At 65.4% G+C, this 19,403-nt stretch carries 19 protein-coding genes; 9 read left to right on the top strand and 10 right to left on the bottom strand.

Annotated elements, in window-relative coordinates; translation table 11 throughout:
• The first annotated feature begins 8 nt into the window (after positions 1-8).
• Both ACS13N_RS18415 and ACS13N_RS18410 read left to right on the top strand, forming a co-directional pair.
• Positions 9-1,409 carry a cytochrome-c peroxidase gene (locus tag ACS13N_RS18415; protein WP_438933067.1) on the top strand — a complete coding sequence of 467 codons (1,401 nt, stop codon included), beginning with the start codon at positions 9-11 and terminating at the stop codon, positions 1,407-1,409.
• Positions 1,410-1,518: 109 nt separating this feature from the next.
• Positions 1,519-3,096 (top strand): TerC family protein, encoded by a 1,578-nt coding sequence (locus tag ACS13N_RS18410; protein ID WP_438933066.1) that lies wholly within the window; start codon positions 1,519-1,521, stop codon positions 3,094-3,096.
• On the opposite strand, the gene ACS13N_RS18405 is transcribed toward ACS13N_RS18410, so the two are convergent.
• The 3 genes from ACS13N_RS18405 to ACS13N_RS18395 all read right to left on the bottom strand — a co-directional run bounded on the left by ACS13N_RS18405 (position 3,093) and on the right by ACS13N_RS18395 (position 5,549).
• Positions 3,093-3,785: a B3/B4 domain-containing protein gene (locus tag ACS13N_RS18405; RefSeq protein ID WP_438933065.1), complete on the bottom strand. Its 693-nt coding sequence runs from the start codon at positions 3,783-3,785 to the stop codon at positions 3,093-3,095. The genes ACS13N_RS18410 and ACS13N_RS18405 overlap by 4 nt on opposite strands.
• A gap of 2 nt (positions 3,786-3,787) precedes the next feature.
• On the bottom strand, positions 3,788-4,705 hold the full coding sequence (locus tag ACS13N_RS18400) for a DMT family transporter (protein ID WP_438933064.1): 918 nt from the start codon (positions 4,703-4,705) through the stop codon (positions 3,788-3,790).
• Positions 4,706-4,790: 85 nt separating this feature from the next.
• Positions 4,791-5,549 carry an AraC family transcriptional regulator gene (locus tag ACS13N_RS18395; protein WP_438934443.1) on the bottom strand — a complete coding sequence of 253 codons (759 nt, stop codon included), beginning with the start codon at positions 5,547-5,549 and terminating at the stop codon, positions 4,791-4,793.
• 321 nt (positions 5,550-5,870) lie between these two features.
• Here ACS13N_RS18395 and ACS13N_RS18390 point away from each other — a divergent pair, with 321 nt between their 5' ends.
• From ACS13N_RS18390 to ACS13N_RS18380, 3 genes are all read left to right on the top strand, one after another.
• Positions 5,871-7,412: an ATP-binding protein gene (locus ACS13N_RS18390; protein ID WP_438933063.1), complete on the top strand. Its 1,542-nt coding sequence runs from the start codon at positions 5,871-5,873 to the stop codon at positions 7,410-7,412.
• Positions 7,396-8,055, top strand: coding sequence for a response regulator (locus tag ACS13N_RS18385; RefSeq protein ID WP_438933062.1), 660 nt, complete (start codon positions 7,396-7,398; stop codon positions 8,053-8,055). Before ACS13N_RS18390 ends, ACS13N_RS18385 begins: the two co-directional genes overlap by 17 nt.
• A gap of 153 nt (positions 8,056-8,208) precedes the next feature.
• Entirely contained in the window at positions 8,209-8,763 is a 555-nt protein-coding gene (locus ACS13N_RS18380) for a Spy/CpxP family protein refolding chaperone (protein WP_438933061.1), read from the top strand.
• A 29-nt stretch (positions 8,764-8,792) separates the two neighbouring features.
• On the opposite strand, the gene ACS13N_RS18375 is transcribed toward ACS13N_RS18380, so the two are convergent.
• From ACS13N_RS18375 to ACS13N_RS18355, 5 genes are all read right to left on the bottom strand, one after another.
• Positions 8,793-9,233 carry a universal stress protein gene (locus ACS13N_RS18375; RefSeq protein WP_438933060.1) on the bottom strand — a complete coding sequence of 147 codons (441 nt, stop codon included), beginning with the start codon at positions 9,231-9,233 and terminating at the stop codon, positions 8,793-8,795.
• 118 nt (positions 9,234-9,351) lie between these two features.
• Positions 9,352-10,140, bottom strand: coding sequence for a M23 family metallopeptidase (locus tag ACS13N_RS18370; protein ID WP_438933059.1), 789 nt, complete (start codon positions 10,138-10,140; stop codon positions 9,352-9,354).
• Positions 10,141-10,431: 291 nt separating this feature from the next.
• Positions 10,432-11,340 carry a helix-turn-helix domain-containing protein gene (locus tag ACS13N_RS18365; protein ID WP_438933058.1) on the bottom strand — a complete coding sequence of 303 codons (909 nt, stop codon included), beginning with the start codon at positions 11,338-11,340 and terminating at the stop codon, positions 10,432-10,434.
• A 49-nt stretch (positions 11,341-11,389) separates the two neighbouring features.
• Entirely contained in the window at positions 11,390-11,821 is a 432-nt protein-coding gene (locus ACS13N_RS18360) for a hypothetical protein (RefSeq protein ID WP_438933057.1), read from the bottom strand.
• A complete protein-coding gene (locus ACS13N_RS18355; RefSeq protein WP_438933056.1) occupies positions 11,818-12,225 on the bottom strand; it encodes a glycoprotein in 408 nt (135 codons plus the stop codon). Before ACS13N_RS18355 ends, ACS13N_RS18360 begins: the two co-directional genes overlap by 4 nt.
• Positions 12,226-12,935: 710 nt before the next feature.
• On the opposite strand from ACS13N_RS18355, the gene ACS13N_RS18350 reads away from it, so the two are divergent.
• From ACS13N_RS18350 to ACS13N_RS18335, 4 genes are all read left to right on the top strand, one after another.
• Positions 12,936-15,734, top strand: coding sequence for an EAL domain-containing protein (locus ACS13N_RS18350; protein ID WP_438933055.1), 2,799 nt, complete (start codon positions 12,936-12,938; stop codon positions 15,732-15,734).
• A 120-nt stretch (positions 15,735-15,854) separates the two neighbouring features.
• Positions 15,855-16,358 (top strand): DUF6622 family protein, encoded by a 504-nt coding sequence (locus ACS13N_RS18345; RefSeq protein ID WP_438933054.1) that lies wholly within the window; start codon positions 15,855-15,857, stop codon positions 16,356-16,358.
• Between the two features lie 115 nt (positions 16,359-16,473).
• Complete coding sequence (locus tag ACS13N_RS18340; RefSeq protein ID WP_438933053.1) at positions 16,474-17,286, top strand: TOBE domain-containing protein; 813 nt, start codon at positions 16,474-16,476, stop codon at positions 17,284-17,286.
• Positions 17,287-17,291: 5 nt separating this feature from the next.
• Positions 17,292-17,792, top strand: coding sequence for a flavodoxin family protein (locus ACS13N_RS18335; RefSeq protein WP_438933052.1), 501 nt, complete (start codon positions 17,292-17,294; stop codon positions 17,790-17,792).
• On the opposite strand, the gene ACS13N_RS18330 is transcribed toward ACS13N_RS18335, so the two are convergent.
• Positions 17,789-18,556, bottom strand: coding sequence for a sulfate/molybdate ABC transporter ATP-binding protein (locus ACS13N_RS18330; protein WP_438933051.1), 768 nt, complete (start codon positions 18,554-18,556; stop codon positions 17,789-17,791). The two genes, ACS13N_RS18335 and ACS13N_RS18330, sit on opposite strands and share 4 nt — an antisense overlap.
• Positions 18,553-19,239: a molybdate ABC transporter permease subunit gene (gene modB, locus ACS13N_RS18325; protein ID WP_438933050.1), complete on the bottom strand. Its 687-nt coding sequence runs from the start codon at positions 19,237-19,239 to the stop codon at positions 18,553-18,555. The genes ACS13N_RS18330 and modB overlap by 4 nt, the downstream gene beginning before the upstream one ends.
• Positions 19,240-19,403: the final 164 nt, after the last annotated feature.

Genomic DNA, 19,403 nt, shown 5'->3' with positions numbered 1-19,403 from the left:
CATCGCAAATGCGCCGCCTTCTGCCTGTTGCCACGTTTCGCGTGATCGCTGTTTCGGCGCTTGCGCTTGCCGGGTTGACTGCATGCGGACGCGGCGAACCTTCCTCGGCGCAGGCGGCGACAGCTGCCTCGGCTCCGCCGGCTTCTGTGCCTGCAGCCAAGCCGGTGGCCGCCTCCGCACCAGCGGTACCAGCCGCACCGGCCTATGAGAAGGCCTTCTACACGATGATGGCGACGCGCCGTCCGTCCGTGCCCGCCATGACGGCGCTGGGCAAGGCGCTGTTCTTTGATCCGGCGCTGTCCGCCTCTGGCAAGCAAGCCTGCGCGAGCTGCCACAGCCCCACGCACGCCTACGGCCCGCCGAACGATCTGTCCGTGCAACTGGGCGGCGCCGACATGCACAAGACCGGCGTGCGCGCCGCACCGTCATTGCGCTACATCCAGAATGTGCCGCCGTTCTCCGAGCACTTCTTTGAGAACGACGGCAACGATTCCGAAGACCAGGGCCCGACCGGTGGCTACACTTGGGACGGGCGCGTGTCCTCCACGCACGATCAGGCCCGCATTCCGTTGCTCTCCGCGCACGAGATGGCAAACGGCACGCCGGCCGCCGTGGTGGCCAAGCTGCGCAACGGTCGGCATGCGCAGACGTTCCGCCAAGTGTTCGGCAATGACATTCTTGACAATGACGACACCGCTTTCCGCGCGGCGTTGATGGTGCTGGAGGTTTTCCAGCAGACGCCGTCGGAGTTCTATCCATACGACAGCAAGTACGACGCGTTCTTGCGCAAGCAGGTCAAGCTGTCGCCGCAGGAGATGCGTGGCCTGCAGGTGTTTGCCGATCCGGCCAAGGGCAACTGCGCCTCGTGCCATGTGAGCGCGGTCAAGCAGGACGGCGCCTTCCCGGCGTTTACCGACTTCGGCCACATTGCCGTGGGTGTGCCGCGCAACCGCACGCTGGCGGCCAATGCCGATTCGGCGTTCTTTGATCTCGGCCTGTGCGGCCCCGACCGGACCGACCTGAAAGACCGCACCGACTACTGCGGCCGCTTCCGCACGCCATCACTGCGCAACGTGGCGCTGCGCAAGACGTTCTTCCACAACGGCGCCATCCATACGCTGGAAGACGCCGTGCGTTTCTACGCCCAGCGCGATACGCAACCGCAGAAGTGGTATCCGCGCCGGGCCGACGGCACCGTCGACAAGTTCGACGATCTGCCGCCGCAGTACCACGCCAACGTCAACATGGAGCCGCCCTTTGGCGGCAAGCCCGGCGACAAGCCGGTGCTCTCCGAGGCCGACGTGCGCGACATCGTCGTCTTCCTCAAGACGCTGACCGACGGCTATCGCCCCGTGCAGGCAAAACCGGCCGGGCAAGCCGCCCGGGTTTCCCAGACGGCCCAGCGCTGAACGCACGGACGACCGGCCCGTTTGTTGCGTTCTCTGCCGCAGCGCAGGCCATGCGTGCGCTGCGGTTATCATCGGCGGATTGCATTTGCGCTGTCACTGACTTTTCCCTATGACCTGGCTTGCTGACCCGTCCATCTGGATCGGCCTGTTCACCCTGGTGGTGCTCGAGATCGTTCTCGGCATCGACAACCTCGTTTTCATTGCCATCCTCGTCAACAAGCTGCCACCCGCGCAGCGCGATCGTGCCCGGATGATCGGCCTGGGTCTGGCGCTGGGGATGCGGATGGTGCTCCTGGCGGCCATGTCGTGGCTGATCGGACTCACCAAGCCACTGCTGACGATCGGACCAGTCGAGCTGTCAGGGCGCTCGATCATCCTGCTGTTGGGCGGGTTCTTCCTATTGTTCAAGGCCACCTCCGAGTTGCACGAGCGCCTGGATGGTGAGCCGCAGGACGAAAGCCACGGCACCGGACACGGTAAGTTCTGGAACGTGATCGCGCAGGTGGTGATCCTGGATGCCGTGTTTTCCATCGACTCCGTCATTACCGCCGTGGGCATGGTTAATGACCTGCCGGTGATGATGACCGCCGTGGTGATCGCCATGGGTGCCATGCTGTTCGCCTCGCGCCCGCTCACAGCCTTCGTCAACGCGCATCGCACCGTGGTGGTGCTGTGCCTGAGCTTCCTGCTGATGATCGGTTTCAGCTTGGTGGCCGAGGGCCTGGGCTTTCATATTCCGAAGGGCTATCTGTATGCGGCCATCGGCTTCTCGATCCTGATCGAGTTCTTCAACCAGGTGGCCCAGCGCAATACCGTGCGCTATGAGCGCCGCCGCCCGCTGCGTGAGCGCACCGCCGATGCGGTGCTGAGCTTGCTGGGCGACCGCCGTGGTGCCCCGGCCGATGCGGAAGCCCACGAAGCCGCGCCGAATCCGAACCAGCCCGCACCCGAAACCGTGTTTCGCCCCGAAGAGCGCAGCATGGTCAGCGGCGTGCTGGATCTGGCCGAGCGCTCGGTGCGCTCGATCATGACGCCGCGCCACGACATCTCGTGGGTGGATCTGGACGCCGATGTGGCGACCACGCGCAAGCTGCTGCTGGCCGTGCCGCACAACCAGTTTCCCGTCTGCCGCGGCGGGTTGGATGACCTAGTGGGTGTGGCACGCGCCAAGGACCTGATGGGCGATCTCGACACGCGCGGCACCATTGACGTGGAGCGCTCGGTGAAGCCGGCGCTCAAGGTGGCGGACAGCATCGGCATCCTGCGCCTGATGGACAAGCTCAAGCGCGCGCGCGGACGCATGATGGTGGTGACCGATTCACTGGACGTGATACAGGGCGTGGTTACCCCCATCGACGTGCTCGAAGCCATTGCCGGCGAGTTTCCCGATGAGGACGAGCGCCCCGGTGTGGTCGAGGTGACCGAAGGCTGCTGGGAAGTCGCCGGCGAGGCCGATTTGCGTCAGCTCGAAGACGTGTTGCACGTCGACTGGCTGCTCGATGAGGGCGGCGGTGCCACGAGCCTGGGCGGCTACCTGTTCAACCAGTGGGATCGTCTGCCTGAAGTGGGCGATACGCTGGTGCGCCACGATTTGCGCTTTGTCGTGCTTGAAGCCGGCAGCCGCCGCATCGTGCGCGTACGTATCGAACGCATGGAAGAGGTGACGGCGCCCGACGCCGAAGCCTAGGCCACGTATTCCGGCGCCGCCGCACTCAGCAGGCGCGGCGCCGAGACCATCATTCCGGCGGCCGTCAGCGCTGCCGCTAGCGTTTCCAGCAACGCACGCACATCGGCAGCCGCACTCGCGTGCATGCCTTCCACTACGATCAACGCGTCTGCCGTGTCCGCATGGACGGCGGAATCGCCGCTCTGACGGTGGCACCATCGGCGTGCATGCGCGTGGTTGGCGCCATCGGCAAAGATCACCTCATCCACATCGGGCTGCTCGATTTCGCCGGCGAAGGTGAGATAGCGCTCGTCACCAATGGCGCGGCGGACGGTCAGATGCCCGTCGATGGCCGCTGTATCGAACACCGCCACCGGAATCGCAAACGCCAGCGAGGCCGCGTTGCAGATGTCGATCAGCGGATGCAGTTGCGGCAGCACGTCGTCCTTCCTGAAGCGCCGCAAGAGCGATTCAGCTGCGCAGCGGTACTGCGTGGGTTTCAGGCCCATGCGAGAGAACGCCCGCCGCCACGCCTGGATTTCGGGCAATTCGCCTTCCGGCGTGTTCGCCAACCGGGCGCGGGCGACTGCCTGCAGCCGGGCGATCTCCGCATCGAAGCGGGTGTCCGGTCGGACACCCTTGACGGACAGCACACCGGGCACGAGTTCAGCAAAGTCGCGCCAGATCTGGGTGGCATGGGTGAAGTGCATGGTCAGATGGACTCCTTGGGCGCGGAAGATGCCGGTGCGGACGAGCGTGCCAGGCCGAGGCTCAACACGGCTGCCAGCACACTCGCGATACCGGCGATTTGCCGGCCGCTGACCGCCTCACCGAGCAGCGTGGCGGCAAACACCACGGCCGCCACGGGTGCGAGGGCCGTGAAGAGTGCGGCCTCCGCGCCACTCACGCGCGCTGCACCCGCATACCAGAGCACGAAGCCACCGACGGTGGGCACGATAGCGTAGTAGGCGACAGCGGCCAGGGCGTGCGTAGCCTCGGCTCCAGCATGGAGCTGCCAGGGTGCTTCCCACAGCGCGGGTAGCAAGGCCGTCAGCAAGCCGAACAGGCTCATCAGCGTCGACAGCGCCAGTGGCGGCACCGGGGTGTGCAGCCGCTTGTTGAGCAGGATGAACAGCCCTTCGCAGACCACCGCGCCAATCACCAGTACGTTACCCAGTAGTGGATGCGCAGCGTCACTGCCCGGTTGGAATGCGATGGCCAGCACGCCCGCCGTTGCCAGCGCAATGGCGCCCAATACTGCCCGCCCAGGCCGCTCGCCCAGCACAACGATGGCGATGAGCGCGGACACCACCGGCAACGTGCCGATGATGACGCCAGCGTCTGCCGCCGATGTGTGCCGAAGCCCCGAGATCAAGAGCGTCGTATAACCTACACTGCCGGCCGCCGCCTGCAGGAACAGCAGGCCCCAGTCTTTGCGTGAGAGCACCGGCCAGCGCGCACCCGTCACGCGCATGGCAACGAGAAACAGCGGCAGCGCGATTGCAAAGCGCAACGCCGTGGCCGTGAATGGCGGCAGCCCGGAGGCAATGATCTTGCTGGCCGCAACCGTGCTGCCCACCAACACCATCGCCAGCGCGAGGTAGAGGCAACCTTCGAGGCGTTTGGACATGTCGAATCCCGCATCTGTGAAAGCCGCAGGATGGCTGCGCTGGAAGCGCGCGTCTTGAACGAAATTGCAGGGGGAGGGTGGCTGGCTACCGCGCCGCTGCCACCATGCCCGGCGACACGCCGTACTTGCGTACGAACTGGCGGGTCATGTGGCTTTGGTCGGCAAAGCCGCAGGCGGCAGCGGCCTCCGCCAGCGGCAGGCCCTGGGCGATCAGGCGGCGCGCGAGGGCAATACGCCGCTGCAACTGATAGGCATGCGGCGTCAGGCCCGTGACGCGCGCAAAACCGCGCAACACCTGGAAGCGGCTGAGACCGGTTTCTTGCGCAAGGTCGAGCAGCGAGACAGCGGCGGCGGGGTCATCGTCGATGCGCGTGCGGGCGATGCGAATGGAATCGGGTGGGTTCTCTGCGCGGACATTGGGGGCGTGCAGCGCATCGGCCAGCACGGATAGCAGCAATTGCTCGCGCAGCAGCGGATCGCATTGTGCAGCGGGTGCCGTCATCTGCACGAATAGCAGACGCACGCGGCGCGCCAGGTTGGCGTCGTGTGCGACTGGTTGATCGAACTCGGCATTGCCGATTTTCAGGTCCTGTGCCAGCGCGCTGACCGCGCACGGGTCGAAGTACAGCATGCGCCAGGCGCGGCCCGCATCGCCGATCGGGGTGCCGTCGTGCACCTCAGCGGGGTTGACCGTGATGACATCACCCGCGCCGGCTTCCACCATGCCGCGCCCGCTGAAGGATTTCTGCGCGCCGCGCTCGACAATGCCAATGCCGAACTGCTCGTGCGTGTGCCGCGGGAACGTGTGGCTGGAGTCGGCGGCAACGGCCTCCACGCCCCGCATGGCGCAGCGGAGCATCGAGAACGCAGTCTGGGGCGGCCGGCTGGGCAAGGCAGTCTCCTGGGCGGAGGGCGAATGCAGCAGCATAGCGCGCTTTTCGCGGCCGGATGGGATGAGGTGACCGGCAGCGGCACGTGCGCGTGGCGCCATATCGAAACGCGGTGGAACGTGTTCTTCGCATTTCGCTCAATTTCTGGCGCCATACGGTTGTTATCCTCAAGGCATCCCGCCCGGGGTCACCCGGTAAGATGACGCCGAGCCTGGCATCCGGCTTTGCGGGAATCGTCCCCGCCGGTGCGGGCGACAGCGTGTTTGCATTGATCCATGCGCCCGTCTTTCGGCATTACCTCCAAGCTGTTCGTTGTGCTGTTCGCGTTGAGCATCGTCGTGGCGCTCGCCATGGGTGCGGCCGTGCGCTGGCGCTTCGACGCCAACTTTCTCGACTACATCAACACGCGCGAAGCCGAGCGCATGACCGTGCTCGCCCGTGGCGTTGAAGCTGCCTACGCCGAGCACGGCAACTGGGAATTCCTGCGCAATGATCGCCAGGCGTGGTTCCGCCTGCTGCGCCGTGAAGGCGCCCGTGCCCGGGCCAACGGCATGGGGGGCGAGCATCTTGACCCGCCGCCCGGCCGCCACTTTGATCCGCTGCCGCCCGACATGGACCGTGGCCTGCCACCGCCGCCCGATGTTGCGCGCGCCGGTAGCCTGCCGCCGCGCCCGCCTGGCGAGATGCCGCCGCCGATGCCCCGTTCGCCAATCTGGCTGCTGGATGCCGAACGCCACGTCATCATCGGTGATGGGCCCCCGCTGGGGCCGACCGCCAAATGGCATGAGCTCCGCCACAACGATCTGACCATCGGCTGGTTGGCCATGCCGGCGCGTATGCGCGTGCCCGAAGGTGCCGACCAGGCCTTCCTTGGGCAGCAACTGCGTGCGACGTGGATCATCGCCGGGTTGTCGGTGCTGTTGGCCGCATTGGTGGCGGTCTTGCTCGCGCGCGGGTTGCTCGCACCCATGCGCCGCTTGACGGATGCCACCCGCCGCATGGCTGACGGTGACTACGCCACGCGTGTCGACGTCCATTCGCGCGATGAACTTGGCGGGCTGGCAGCCGACTTCAACCACTTGGCCACATCGCTGGAAGCCAACCAGAAAATGCGCCGCCAGCTCACGGCTGATATCTCGCACGAGTTGCGCACACCGCTGGCCGTGCTACGTGGCGAGCTGGAGGCGCTGGAAGACGGCGTGCGTCCATTGACGGCCGCTTCGCTGGCCTCGCTGCAGGCCGAGGTGGCGACGCTCAGCAAGCTCATCGACGATTTGTACGAGCTGTCACTGGCCGACGTGGGCGCGCTAGCTTTCCACATGGAATCGCTGGATCTGGCCGATACCGTGTGCAGTGCCGTGCAGGGGTTTACGCCGCGCCTGATGGAGAAGGGCATCGCACTGCAGCTCGATCTGCCAAGCGGGCCTTCGCAAGAAGCCCTGGTGAACGGTGATCCGCAGCGCCTGCGCCAGGTCATGCAGAACCTGATGGAGAACACGCTGCGCTACACCGATGCCGGCGGGACGCTGCGCGTGCATGTCCACAAGGACGGCGCGTGGCAGCAGATCGATGTACAGGACAGCGCGCCAGGCGTGCCCGAAGCGATGCTGCCGCGTATCTTCGATCGGCTCTTCCGTGCCGACCCTTCACGCAGCCGTGCACAGGGCGGGGCCGGGCTGGGCCTGAGCCTGTGCCAGACCATTGTTGCCGCACACGGCGGCACCATCGAGGCCTGCCCTTCGCCGCTGGGCGGGCTCTGGATCCTTATCCGCCTGCCCATTCTTGATCCGCTTGCCGACCATGATTCTGATCATTGAAGACGAACCCAAGCTGGCCGCACTGACCATCGACTACCTGCGCGCCGCCCACTACGAAACCGAATGGCTGGCCGACGGTACGAACGCCGTGCAGCGAGTCCGGGAGGCCATGCCCGAGCTGATCGTGCTCGACCTGATGCTGCCCGGAAAAGACGGCCTGGAGATCTGCCGCGAAGTGCGGACTTTCAGCGAGGTCCCCATCGTCATGGTGACGGCGCGTGTGGAAGAGATCGACCGCCTGCTCGGTCTCGAGCTTGGCGCAGATGACTACCTCTGCAAGCCCTTCAGCCCGCGCGAACTGGTCGCGCGCATCAAGACGATTCTGCGGCGCGCACAACGCGGAGGCGGTGTGCCCGAGAGCGCGCTCGTGATCGACGGCGCTGCATACGCCGCCACGCTGCGCGGCCAGCGGCTGGATCTCACGCCCGTGGAGTTTCGCTTGCTGGCGGCATTGGCCGGCGCACCGGGGCGCATCCTCTCGCGTGCGAATCTGCTCGAGCAGATCTACGACGACCATCGCATCGTGACCGATCGCACGGTCGATACGCACGTCAAGAATCTGCGCCGCAAGATGGAGCTGCTGAGCCCGGGTACTGACTTGATCCACTCGGTCTACGGCGTAGGTTATCGACTCGACGCGTAGGCGCCGAGCCCGTAGCGGAGCCGTTTCTGCTCCGGCAGGGGTTCAATAAAACTCCTCCGTTTGCCCACCTTTGGTGCGACATCGATGGCTACAGTGAACGCATGGCTGGCATGGTTGACATGCGCGGCCGACGTTCTCATCAGGAGCCCTATCATGATCGCTGTTACCTCCCGCCGCCTGGTTGCTGTTACTGCCGGGCTTCTCTTGTCTTGCGCTGCGATGGCCCAGACCGCCGCGCCCGACGCTGTGCCCATGTCGCCGATGCCGGGGCATGGTCCGGGCATGATGGGTCGCGGGCCGGGTCCCGGCTTTGGTCAACCTGCGCCGCATGGTATGGGTCGCCACCACGGTGGTGAGTTCTTCCTGCGTGGCCTGAAGTTGACGGAAGAGCAACGCGACAAGATCTTCGCGATCAAGTATGCGCAGATGCCGCAAGAGCGTGAGCAGCACAAGGCCATCGAACATGCTCGCCGCGATCTGCGTCAAATGGTGACGTCCGGCCAGTACGATGAAGCGCGCGCCCGCACGCTAAGCGAAGCGCTGGGCCGTGCCGTCACCCGCGAAGCACAACTGCGCGCGCAGGCCGGCGCCAAGATCATGCAGGTGCTCACGCCTGAGCAGCGCAAGCAGATTGGTGAGCGCGAAGAAGCCCAGCGCATTGCCGAGCTGGAGCACGACGAAGGTGCACCGGAACCGGTGCCGATGTAATTCAGCGTGGGTGCGAAGGTCTACCGCCGCTAACGGTAGACCACCACCGGAACACTCGCGTAGGTCAGCACCTTGCGCGTTTCATTGCCGATCAGCAATCGGCCCATCAAGCTGCGGTGCCCGTGCGATGCCATGAAGATGACGTCGCACGCGTGCCGTTTCGCTGCATCCAGGATGCCAAGGTAGGGTTCGGCAAACTGCGAGACATCGCTGTCGAACTGGATGCCTTCTTCCCGGGCGCGCTCGGCAATGCGATCGATGCAATCCTTGGCGTAGCCGTTCACCTGCTCCATGTAGTACGCGTGCGGACATTCGCCCACCCCGGCGGAATACGCCATGTTGGGGAACTCTTCGATGCACGTGTAAGCGGTGAGGCGGCAGCCGGTGGCGCGCGCAAGCTTCAATGCGCCGTCGACTGCCTTGCGGCATTGCTCGGAGCCGTCGGTCGGCAAGAGGATATGGGTAAACATGGCGCTCTCCATGGGGAACCCACTTCCAAACTACTGCACTGCACAGGGCAGCTCCATCGTGGAAAACGCTAGTGCCCGGGATGATCCAGGCCGAGGCCCGGGGCAGATAACGCTCGATTTAGCTGCTTGCGCAGCTGTACGTTCGTTTGTCACCCAGCAATGCAGCCAGCGAGGGGGCGTGTTTGGCCTGTACCGCGCGCGCTTGTGGCGTACGTGGTGCCGTCACCTTCTTTGCCTTGGTGGGGGTGACGCCGGCGGTCAGCATCAGCGGATCGACTGGTTGGCGTTGCTCGCGGATTTCAAAGTGCAGATGCGGCCCCGTCGACTGGCCGGTACTGCCAACTTTGCCGATCAACTGCCCCTGCAGCACCAATTGGCCGACAGCCAGCCCATGCTCGAACGCGGACAGGTGTCCATAGTAGGTTTGCCGGTGATCACCATGGCGCAGGACGATGTAGTTGCCATAGAACGGGTCGGCGCCGACAAACTCCACGGTGCCTGCAGCAGCAGCCATGACCGGTGTGCCTATTGGCGCGGCCAAGTCGATACCGCTATGGACATGGCTGGTCTTGTTCAGGGGGTGCACGCGCGCGCCAAATGCCGAGGTGAGCCGGATGGTGTCAAGCGGCGCAGCAAACGGCAGATGCGCTGGGGTGAGAGTCGGCTGGGCGGGCAGGGCAGCAGGCGCGCCGGAACGTAGGTGTTCAAGTGCCTGTGCTGGTGTGGCGTACTTGGGCACTAGGTCGTCACACTGCAGCTTCGTGACGGCGGCTTGGGCTTGAAACGAGATGCCCAGGGCTACCACCAGCAGTGTCCATGCAAACCGTGGTGTTCTGTTCTTGCGGTATCGCACGCCAGTGAGGGCGGGCCGATGCATGGCGCGGCATGAGAGCGGGTCGGTCGTCATGTTCGTATCCGGTCGAATGAGTCAAAAGCAATTCGCCGGTTACGCAACGAGGCACTTATCGCTGTCAGTAGGGGGAAGATGGCGAAACGGCAATAACGCCATCGTATTGGTCACGCCTTCCTCAATAAATCGTTTCGGTACGGATTTTCATTGCCAGGGATAGGACAAGTTCTGTCGTATATCGGATTCTCCCTGTGTGGCGGTGGGGAGGCTGATCAGGCCTCTGCGGTGCGATGTTGCGGCTTTGAGAGGAGCTAACCTTGGCGGTGCGGACACGTTGGGGCGTGCGCTTTAGACACCCTGCCACGCTCGTCGATAGCATGAGGGCGATGCACCCAGTTGCATGGAAAAGCGCCGGCTGAAATGACTCGGGCTGGCAAAGCCGCAGCGCTCGGCAATGGTTGCCAGCGATAGCGTGGTTGATCGGAGCAGATCCTGCGCACGGGCGATGCGCCGCTGCAGCACCCATTCATGCGGCGCCATCCCAAACGATGCGCGAAACATCCGCGCGAAATGGAATTCCGACAGGTTGGCTTCGGCTGCCAGCGCTCCGACCGACAGCAGCAAGTGCAGCTCGGCTTCAATGCGTGAGGCAATGCGGCGACACACGTGCGGTGCCAGCCCGCCGCGCACCGCCAGTGCGCGCGTGCGGCCCTGCGTCTGCACGAGATACGACAGCGTGTCATTGGCCAGCGCGTTGGCGCGCATGCGGTCGTCAAGGTCGGTCCAGTCGAGCAGGGCGATGCGCGCGCACGATTGCGCGAGGTGCGCGTCTTCAATGAAGGTGCGGTCGTGCAGCGTAAACAGGCGCGGCTCGGCGTCGAGCAAACGCACTGCGTGTCCGGCCAACGCATCGGGGGCGAAGTACAGGTGGACAAAGCGCATTGGCTGGTCGATCACCCAGGCCGATTCGTGCTCGGCCGGCAGCATGCACACGCGGCCCGGCGCACCGAACAGGTTCGGCAGGTCTTGCCGGTGCGTGGTGTAGCCGCCCTGCAGATACACCGACAGCGTGTGGTGGCCCGGCTGAACGTAGCGGGCCTCGTCGTGCTCGTTGCACCAGATGGCGGCGGTTACGCCGTCGCCCAGATTGGCAACGCGCTCCAGCGACGCGCGCGACCCACGTGCCAGCGTACCGAAGACGCTGGCGTCTGCGGTCACGCGTGGATCAGGCGAAGTAGGATCGAGGGTGGGGCGCACGCGCCGATGTTACCAACGATCGTGCCGCCGCGGACGGCTCAGGTCGCCCCTAACCCGAGCAGAGTTCGTGCGCCACTGCACCCGCCAGGCCCACGCCGTCCACGCGTTGCCAGTTGGCATCGTTGGCGAACTGCTTCTCGGCGACCGTCATGGCGCCCTGGTACAGCTTGGCGCGCGAAACCGAGAACTGCCGGCTGCGGCAGTCGACGGTGTAGAGGAAGTCGGCCATGTCACCACGGAAGGCACCGAACATGCGCTGCAATGAGCGCATGCCCGTACGGTTGGACGCCTCCACGCGCACCCATGCACTGATGGGGCCACTGGGCATGCGCTGGATGCTGCCGGTATCGAGCGAGGCGTAGCTGTCGGGCTGATCGGGCAGCGTGATCCAGCGCTCGGCAGCGATCGCGTTGGGGACGGTCATGGCCAGTCCGGCCAGCAGGCCGGCAAGCACACCGCGCGCCATTGCGGAGCTTGTCATCGTGGCTTGGCGTTGCCCGGCACCGGAATGGCGACGGCGTCGGAGTGGCTGCAGGCCATGGTCACGCCGGATTTTTCAAAGTCGACCATCACAGCACCGGGCTTGTCGGCGCGGCTGGGCGTGCCGGCCAGGCTGCCCGACAGGCGTTGCATGATGGCTTGGCAGGTGGGGGCTTTGCCTTCCTTCCCACTCTTGGCAACCGTTGCCGAAGTCGGTGCGTGCGGTTCGGCAGCAACTGGCGCGCTGGCTGCCGCTGTGAGCGGCGTGCTCGGCTGCGTTGAGGCATGCGCGCGCGGCAATGTCGCCAGTGCGGCCAGTGTTGCTACGGCAATCAGCAATCGTGTGGGGCGTCGCAAGCCATGCGACGAGGACGACGATCGAGACGTGGGGGAAAGGGACGGCATGACGGTCAAAGCACGGGGGTCAGAATGCGCCTGTAAGGCTACGCGGGCAGGCGGGATCTCTGGAGTGTAACGGCACTTCGTGTCGAAACTTGACGCGGCAAACTGCCCCATCGCTCATCTGAACGTGATTCGCCCTGCGCAAAATGATTCATGCAATCGACATAATCGGCAGATGTCGAGCCTGATGCGGAACATTCACGCGCGTGTTCCGACCAACCAATGTGCCGGGGAGATTTATATGCGCGATCAACATCACTGTGCGGTGCATCGTGGAAGTGCCAGCGCACGCAGACGGGACAAGCAGCAAAGGGGTTCGTGCAGTGCCAAAAACAGAAACGAAAAAAATGCGGCGGATTATGAGAAGGGATGGAATACCCTGCCTTTTCCGCACTTTGTTTTTTGGGGCGGGACACTATTATTCAAAGCATGGAAGCGATGCCGCGGCAGCTATGTGCCCGTTGCTTCATGGGTCGGTTCTCCTCTCTGGAACAGATCGACACGGTCCAGAGATTTCAACCCGCGCCTCGTCAACTGAGCGCGGGTTTTTCTTTGCGCGTCGCGCCGGCATGCGGGCATGTCGCCATGTCCGCGGCAAGGTTATCGCGCAGAACGCTCTTCAGTTTTCCGCCGGCGTGCCGTTGTGGATAGGGTCGAAACGCGTGTAGGCTGCATCTCCTGTCGCAGTCGCTGACCAAGCAACCGTATCCCCGATGACCCGTTCCCATCCGGCCGACGCCGGAGCCCTTCCTGTCGACGCGGAGCAGGCCCCAGAAGCCATGCCACGTCCGGCAACGGCACCTGTGCCTGCGGCACAGACCGTGACCGAGCCCCAGGCTGCCGTAGCCGGGAAGCAGGCCATGGGTACGGGTTTCGATGCGCTGGCGCGCCTGTCGTCCGATGCCGTGCTGCTGACGATGGAGGGGCGCGTCGTGCGTGCCAACCCTGCCGCCGCGCGCTTGATGAATGCGCAAGCGCCGGAGCAGCTTGAGGGCGCCCAGCTTGCCGGTCTGATCCATCCGGATGATGTTGGCCAGGTCGTGCCGCGTTTGGCGCGCATGGTGAGCGGTGGCCTGCCAGCACAGCCCGTCGAGCACCGCCTGGTGCGTGCCGACTACACCCATGTGCTGGTTGCCAGTGAAGCCGCCGCTTGCGAGCACGAAGGTCAGCCGGCCGTGATGCTGGTGCTGCGTGAAGCCGGCTCGCGCCACGCGCTGGAGCGCCACGCCGTACAGGCCCGTGCCGAAGCCGTGCAAGCGCGTCGCCTGCTTGCCTCGGAGAACGCCGTGCTTGCGCAACTCGCTTCCAATGCGACGCTGTCGACGGTGCTGCGCCACTTGTGCCTGTACGTCGAGCAGGTCTATCCGAATGCCATGGCGGCGGTGCTGCTGCTGGATGCCGACAACCCGGACGAGGTTCAGCGCCTGCGCGTTGCGGCCGCGCCCACGTTGCCAGCGACCTACGCGGCCACGCTGGAGAACTCGCCCGTCGGCCCCGATGCCGGCGCATGCGGTTGCGCGGTCTACCTCGGCAATGCGGCCCTCATTGGCGATATCGCAACCGACCCGCGCTGGCAGCATGAACGCACCGCAGCACTGGCTGCCGGTTTTGCGGCGGCCTGGGCCTTGCCGATCCGCTCGTCGCGTGGTGACAAGCTGGGCGTGCTCACGCTGTTCTACCGCCAGCCTTGCCTGCCCAGCGAAGAAGAACTGAATTTCCTCGACGACGTGACCCACCTGGCCGGCGTCGCCATCCAGAAAGACACGATCGAGCGCGGCTTGGCCGAGAGCGAAGAACGCTATCGCCTAGCCATCTCGCACCTGAACGAAGGGGTGCTGATCCAGAACCCGGACGGCGTGGTGCTGGCCGCCAATGCCAGCGCCGAGCGCATCCTGCGCGTGCGAGCCGGGCAACTGGTCGGCCGCAACCGGCTGGATCCGCTGCAACGCGTGATTGACGAAGACGGCAACGAGATCGCGCACGATGGCCTGCCTTCGCAGCTCGTGAAGCGCAGCGGCGAGCCGATCCTGGGGCGGGTCTACGGGCTTCTGCTCAAGACTGGCGAGCTGGTCTGGATTCGCGAGAACATCATCCCGATCCGCCGTCATGGCGAGCCGATGCCCAGCAGCATCATGCTGTCGTTCGCCGATATCACCGACATCAAGCGCGCCGAGCAGCGCTTGCGCCATCTTGCCGCGCATGACGCGCTCACGGGCCTGACCAACCGCAGCTTCTTCATCGCCCATCTGGAGTCCGCCATCGAGCGCGCGCGTGACGAGAGCCGCGAGCTTGCGTTGTTCTTCCTGGATCTGGACCGCTTCAAGAGCGTGAACGACACGGCCGGCCATGCCTGCGGCGACACGCTGCTGCAGAGCGCCGCCGCGCGCCTGACCGACTGCATTGGCCCCGGCGACGTGATCGCGCGCCTGGGCGGCGACGAGTTCGTCATCCTGATTGAGCAGCGCGTTGAAGGTAAGCGCATCGCGCTGCTGGCGGAACGTTTGCTGCAGACCATGCGCGAGCCCTTCGATACCGTCAACGGGCGCTATTACTTGGGTGTATCGGTGGGGGTGGCGCTCTATCCGCACGATGGGATTTCGGGCTCCGACCTGTTGCGCTCGGCGGATGCCGCCATGTACCGCGCCAAGCAGAATGGCCGCAACCGTGCGCAGTTCTACACCGCTGAACTCAACGCCCGCCTGCAGCGCCGTTACCTGCTGGAAAACGCGCTGCGCGACGCGCTCGAGAACAACGAGCTGCAGCTCGTCTATCAGCCCAAGTACGACCTGGCCAGCCACCGCATCGTTGGTGCCGAAGCGCTGCTGCGCTGGAACAGCGCCAAGCTGGGTGCCATCTCGCCGGTCGAGTTCATTCCGGTGGCCGAAGAAACCGGCCTGATCGTGCCGATCGGCGAATGGGTGTTGCGCCGCGCGTGCGAACAGGCCGTGACGTGGTACGAGGCGCTGGGCTACGACTTCCGCATGGCGGTCAACTTGTCGGCGCGCCAGTTCCAGGCCGGTGATGTGGTGCCGATGATCGAGCAGACGCTGGCCGAGACCGGTCTGCCGCCTACCGCGCTGGAAGTGGAAATTACCGAAAGCCTGCTGATGGGCGGCGCGGATGAAGTCCGCCCGATGTTCGACGCGTTGACCGCGCAGGGCATCCGCATTTCCATCGACGATTTTGGTACGGGGTATTCGTCGCTGTCGTACCTACAGCGCTTCCCGATCAGCAACGTCAAGATCGACCGCTCGTTCATCACGGGCATTCCTGGCGACCCGGATTCTGTGGCGCTGACCGAGGCCATCGTCGCCATGGCGCGCGCCCTGGGCATGACCGTCACGGCCGAAGGCGTGGAAGATGCCGACCAGGTGGAGTTTCTCGCCAAGGCCGGCTGCCAGGAGATCCAGGGCTACTACATCGGCAAGCCCGTCACGGCGGACGGTTTCGACCGGCTGCTGCGGGCGCACCTCTCAGTGGTGGACGCCGGTATGCGCGCCGCATTGGGCTGACTGTCTGGGCTGAGCTCCTGGGCTGACCGTTCGCGCCAGCCTTCCTGCCATTCGTCGCAAACCGCTCCCATGTGCGGGAAGCGGCGCCTAAGCTGGGGTCATTCCAACAGGGAGACCGCCATGCTTGAATCGATCACCTCCATCGTGTCGCATACGCCCGCCTGGGTGTTCGTGGTGTTTGCCATGCTGATCGCGCTTGGCCTGCGCCAGACGCAGCCGCGCGTGGTATCGCGCCGCCGCCTGATCGTGCTGCCGGTGGTGGTGGCTGCGTACTCGTTCTACGGTGTGGTGATGGCCAGCCACGGCAGCGTGCGCGCGCTGGCGGCATGGTTGGCGGCCATTGCGGCGGCCTTCCTGCTGACGCGCCTGGCGCCGCCCACTGGTGCCGTCTCCGAGTCGACCGGCACCGTGCGTGTGCCTGGCAGCTGGGTGCCGATGGTGGTGATCCTGGGCCTGTTCACCGCACGCTACGCCTACAACGTGATGCTGGCGATCCATCCGGAGGTCCTGCAATCGGCCAGCTTCATGACGCTGTTCAGTGCGCTGTTCGGGTTCCTGGGTGGGCTGCTGCTCTCGCGCTCGGTGCTGCTGCATGTGCGTACGCCGCGCTTGATGGTGGCTTGAGTTCGCCCCGCCCGACGATGCGCCGATCCGCCCCCCCTTCCCCCCGACCGGCGCGATGTGCCCCGAATCGGCGTTAACATCCGCATGTTGCAATCTCCATCCAACACGAGACGACATGCTGGAACTCGACGGCACCATCTGGCTGCGCGCCGGTGAAGACAACTGGGGCGGACACGGTCGCATCGAACTGCTGTCCGCCATTGGACAGACGGGCTCCATCACGGCGGGTGCCAAGGCCGTGGGCCTTTCCTACAAGGCCGCCTGGGATGCCATCGACACTATGAACAACCTGGCCGGGGAGTCGCTGGTGGTCCGCACCACGGGCGGCAAGGGCGGCGGCGGCAGTGTGCTCACGCCGCGCGCGCAGCGCTTGATCGACAGCTTCCGCATGCTGGAAGCGGAGCACCGCCGTTTTGTGGAACGCTTGGACGCCGCTGCCCAGGCCGCCCGCGAAGATGCCACCCTGCTGCGCCGCCTGATGCTGCGCACGAGCGCGCGCAATACGCTGTTCGGCACGGTGGAGTCCGTGGCCTCCGGTGCCGTCAACGATGCCGTCACGCTGCGCTTGCCCGGCGGTCAGGCCGTGGTGGCCACCATCACGCAGGAAAGCACGCAAACGCTGGGGCTGGCGCCGGGCGTGCAGGCCGTCGCGCTCATCAAGGCGCCGGCTGTGATGCTGTTGCGCGGATCAGGTGAGTGGCGGGTCTCAGCGGAAAACCAGTTGCCGTGCGTGGTGACGGAAATCCGTGACGGTGCGGTGCAGGCCGAGGTGCGCCTGCGCCTGCTGGACACGAATGCCGCATCGGCGGGGGAAACGGTGCTGGTGGCCATGCTTTCGCGCACGGCGGTCGAAACGCTGGCCCTGGCCGAGGGTGTGGAAGCCGTGGCCGTGTTCGAGGCGTCGAGCGTGATCCTGGGGTTGGCCTGAGCCTCATGGCTGCCTCCAAGACGCTGCTGATCGTCTATCACTCGATGACGGGTGGCACCCGGCAGATGGCAGCGGCCGCGCAGGCCGGCGCCGCTGGGGAAGGCAGCGTTGTCGTACGTTTGCTCCACGCGGCGCAGGCGGGCCCCGATGACGTGCTCGCGGCAGACGGCTACGTGTTCGCCACGCCAGAAAACCTCGCCGCCATCAGCGGGCAACTGAAGGATTTTTTCGACCGCTGCTATTACCCCGCGTTGGACCGGGTCAATGGCCGTCCATATGCGTGCCTCATCTGCGCGGGCAGCGATGGCCAGAATGCCGTGCGGCAAATCGAACGCATTGCCACCGGCTGGCGGCTCAGGCCCGTGGCCGAGCCGATCATCGTCTGCACCCACGCGCAGACGCCGGAGGCCATCCTGGCAGCCAAGCAGATCGACGCGCAGGATCTAGAGCGTTGCCGCTCGCTTGGTGAGGCGATGGCGACTGGGTTGGCGCTGGGCGTGTTCTAGGCCGAGCGGTTCGCCACCGCCGTCAGGTGCGGATACGGTGACGCTGGTGCCGTATCGGGTGCGCGTACGGCATCCGCCACGACACGGCCGTCGCGCAGCTCGAACACGTGGTCACCGAAGATCTCCACGTCCGCCGGGTCGTGCGTGATCATCAGCATCGGCACATCCAGACGCCGCTGCAACGCCGACAGCTCGGAGCGCATGCGCGTGCGCAGTGCCGGGTCCAGCGCGGCGAAGGGCTCGTCGAGCAGCAGCATCGAGGGCTCGGCGATCAGCGCCCGGGCCAGTGCCACGCGCTGCCGCTGTCCGCCGGAAATCTGCGTCGGGTAGTTGGCGGCCACGGTTTCCAGCTCGAAGGTCTCGATCCATTGCTGCACGCGCGCGTCGTGCTGGCCGTGCAGACGACGCGGCGGATTGAACCACCCGCGCTTGAGCCCGAAGCCGATGTTCTGCGCCACCGTCAGGTAGTTGAAGAGGGCGTAGTCCTGGAAGAGGTAGCCAACGCGGCGTTCCTGTGTGCTGAGGTTGACGCCATCCGCGTGGTTGAACAGCGTGCGGCCGTTCAGCACGATGCGGCCCCGGTCGGGCGTCATCAAGCCGGCGATGGCACGCATGGTGAGGCTCTTGCCGGCACCCGATGGGCCGTAGAGCACCACGCGGCGGCTGGCGGAGCGCACCGCAATGTCCAGCGAGAACACGCGCGCCGCGCTGGTCAGCGTTTTCTGTACGACGAGATCCACCATCACCGCTTGATTTGCGCTCATGCCGGCTGCTCCTGCAGGCTGGGCGCGCGCCCCTGCAGCAGGCGGCTGGCCACCACCAGCACCACGATGCACGTGAGCGAGGTGATCAGCACCAGCGTGTTGGCCGTGGCGTCGTCACCGGCCTGCACCGCTTCGTAGATGGCGACTGACAACGTCTGCGTGCGGCCCGGCAGGTTGCCGGCAATCATCAGCGTGGCGCCAAACTCACCCAGCGCGCGCGCAAACGCCAGCAAGACCCCGGCGGCGATCCCACGTGCAGCCAGCGGCAGGGTCACGCGAAAGAACACGGCCGCTTCGGGCAGGCCGAGCACGCGTGCCGCGTTTTCCAACTGGTGATCCACACCTTCAAAGGCGGCGCGTGCCGACTTCATGACCAGCGGAAACGCCACCACGGTGGAGGCAATGACCGCGCCTTGCCAGGTAAAGACAAGCTGGATGCCCATGCTGTCCAGCCACCCGCCGATCGTGCCGCGCCGGCCCAGCAGCACCAGCAGGTAGTAGCCCAGCACCGTAGGCGGGAGCACCAGCGGCAAGGTCAATACGGCGTCGATCAGGTCACGCAGGCGGCTGCGCGTACGTGCCAGCGCGTAGGCGGCGGCCACGCCCAGTACGAGGTTGAGGGCAGTCGCCCAGCCGGCCACTTTCAATGAGAGCAGCAGGGGCGTCCAGACAGAAGCGGTCATGCGGATGCGTGGTGTGCCAGGGCGTTTGCCGGCGGATGAGCGTCAATATGCGCGTTTCTAGCGCAATATAGGGTCGGTTATAACGGCTGGTCAATCCATTGCACCTGATTCCGCACATGGGACGCGGGAAATACTCCTGGCCAGAGATGAGGGGACGGGCGATG

It is taken from the genome of Ralstonia sp. 24A2 (genome assembly GCF_051783885.1).
In the GTDB taxonomy this organism is placed as follows: domain Bacteria; phylum Pseudomonadota; class Gammaproteobacteria; order Burkholderiales; family Burkholderiaceae; genus Ralstonia.
Note: the sequence above shows the minus strand (reverse complement) of the source record. Positions and strands in the feature narration are given on the sequence as shown.

Excerpts from the sequence above, each read along its gene's own strand:
- ACS13N_RS18415 (WP_438933067.1), top strand. The coding sequence starts at position 9 with ATGCGCCGCCTTCTGCCTGTTGCCACGTTTCGCGTGATCGCTGTTTCG.
- ACS13N_RS18410 (WP_438933066.1), top strand. The coding sequence starts at position 1,519 with ATGACCTGGCTTGCTGACCCGTCCATCTGGATCGGCCTGTTCACCCTG.
- ACS13N_RS18405 (WP_438933065.1), bottom strand. The coding sequence starts at position 3,785 with ATGCACTTCACCCATGCCACCCAGATCTGGCGCGACTTTGCTGAACTC.
- ACS13N_RS18400 (WP_438933064.1), bottom strand. The coding sequence starts at position 4,705 with ATGTCCAAACGCCTCGAAGGTTGCCTCTACCTCGCGCTGGCGATGGTG.
- ACS13N_RS18395 (WP_438934443.1), bottom strand. The coding sequence starts at position 5,549 with ATGCGGGGCGTGGAGGCCGTTGCCGCCGACTCCAGCCACACGTTCCCG.
- ACS13N_RS18390 (WP_438933063.1), top strand. The coding sequence starts at position 5,871 with ATGCGCCCGTCTTTCGGCATTACCTCCAAGCTGTTCGTTGTGCTGTTC.
- ACS13N_RS18385 (WP_438933062.1), top strand. The coding sequence starts at position 7,396 with ATGATTCTGATCATTGAAGACGAACCCAAGCTGGCCGCACTGACCATC.
- ACS13N_RS18380 (WP_438933061.1), top strand. The coding sequence starts at position 8,209 with ATGATCGCTGTTACCTCCCGCCGCCTGGTTGCTGTTACTGCCGGGCTT.
- ACS13N_RS18375 (WP_438933060.1), bottom strand. The coding sequence starts at position 9,233 with ATGTTTACCCATATCCTCTTGCCGACCGACGGCTCCGAGCAATGCCGC.
- ACS13N_RS18370 (WP_438933059.1), bottom strand. The coding sequence starts at position 10,140 with ATGACGACCGACCCGCTCTCATGCCGCGCCATGCATCGGCCCGCCCTC.
- ACS13N_RS18360 (WP_438933057.1), bottom strand. The coding sequence starts at position 11,821 with ATGACAAGCTCCGCAATGGCGCGCGGTGTGCTTGCCGGCCTGCTGGCC.
- ACS13N_RS18355 (WP_438933056.1), bottom strand. The coding sequence starts at position 12,225 with ATGCCGTCCCTTTCCCCCACGTCTCGATCGTCGTCCTCGTCGCATGGC.
- ACS13N_RS18350 (WP_438933055.1), top strand. The coding sequence starts at position 12,936 with ATGACCCGTTCCCATCCGGCCGACGCCGGAGCCCTTCCTGTCGACGCG.
- ACS13N_RS18345 (WP_438933054.1), top strand. The coding sequence starts at position 15,855 with ATGCTTGAATCGATCACCTCCATCGTGTCGCATACGCCCGCCTGGGTG.
- ACS13N_RS18340 (WP_438933053.1), top strand. The coding sequence starts at position 16,474 with ATGCTGGAACTCGACGGCACCATCTGGCTGCGCGCCGGTGAAGACAAC.
- ACS13N_RS18335 (WP_438933052.1), top strand. The coding sequence starts at position 17,292 with ATGGCTGCCTCCAAGACGCTGCTGATCGTCTATCACTCGATGACGGGT.
- ACS13N_RS18330 (WP_438933051.1), bottom strand. The coding sequence starts at position 18,556 with ATGAGCGCAAATCAAGCGGTGATGGTGGATCTCGTCGTACAGAAAACG.
- modB (WP_438933050.1), bottom strand. The coding sequence starts at position 19,239 with ATGACCGCTTCTGTCTGGACGCCCCTGCTGCTCTCATTGAAAGTGGCC.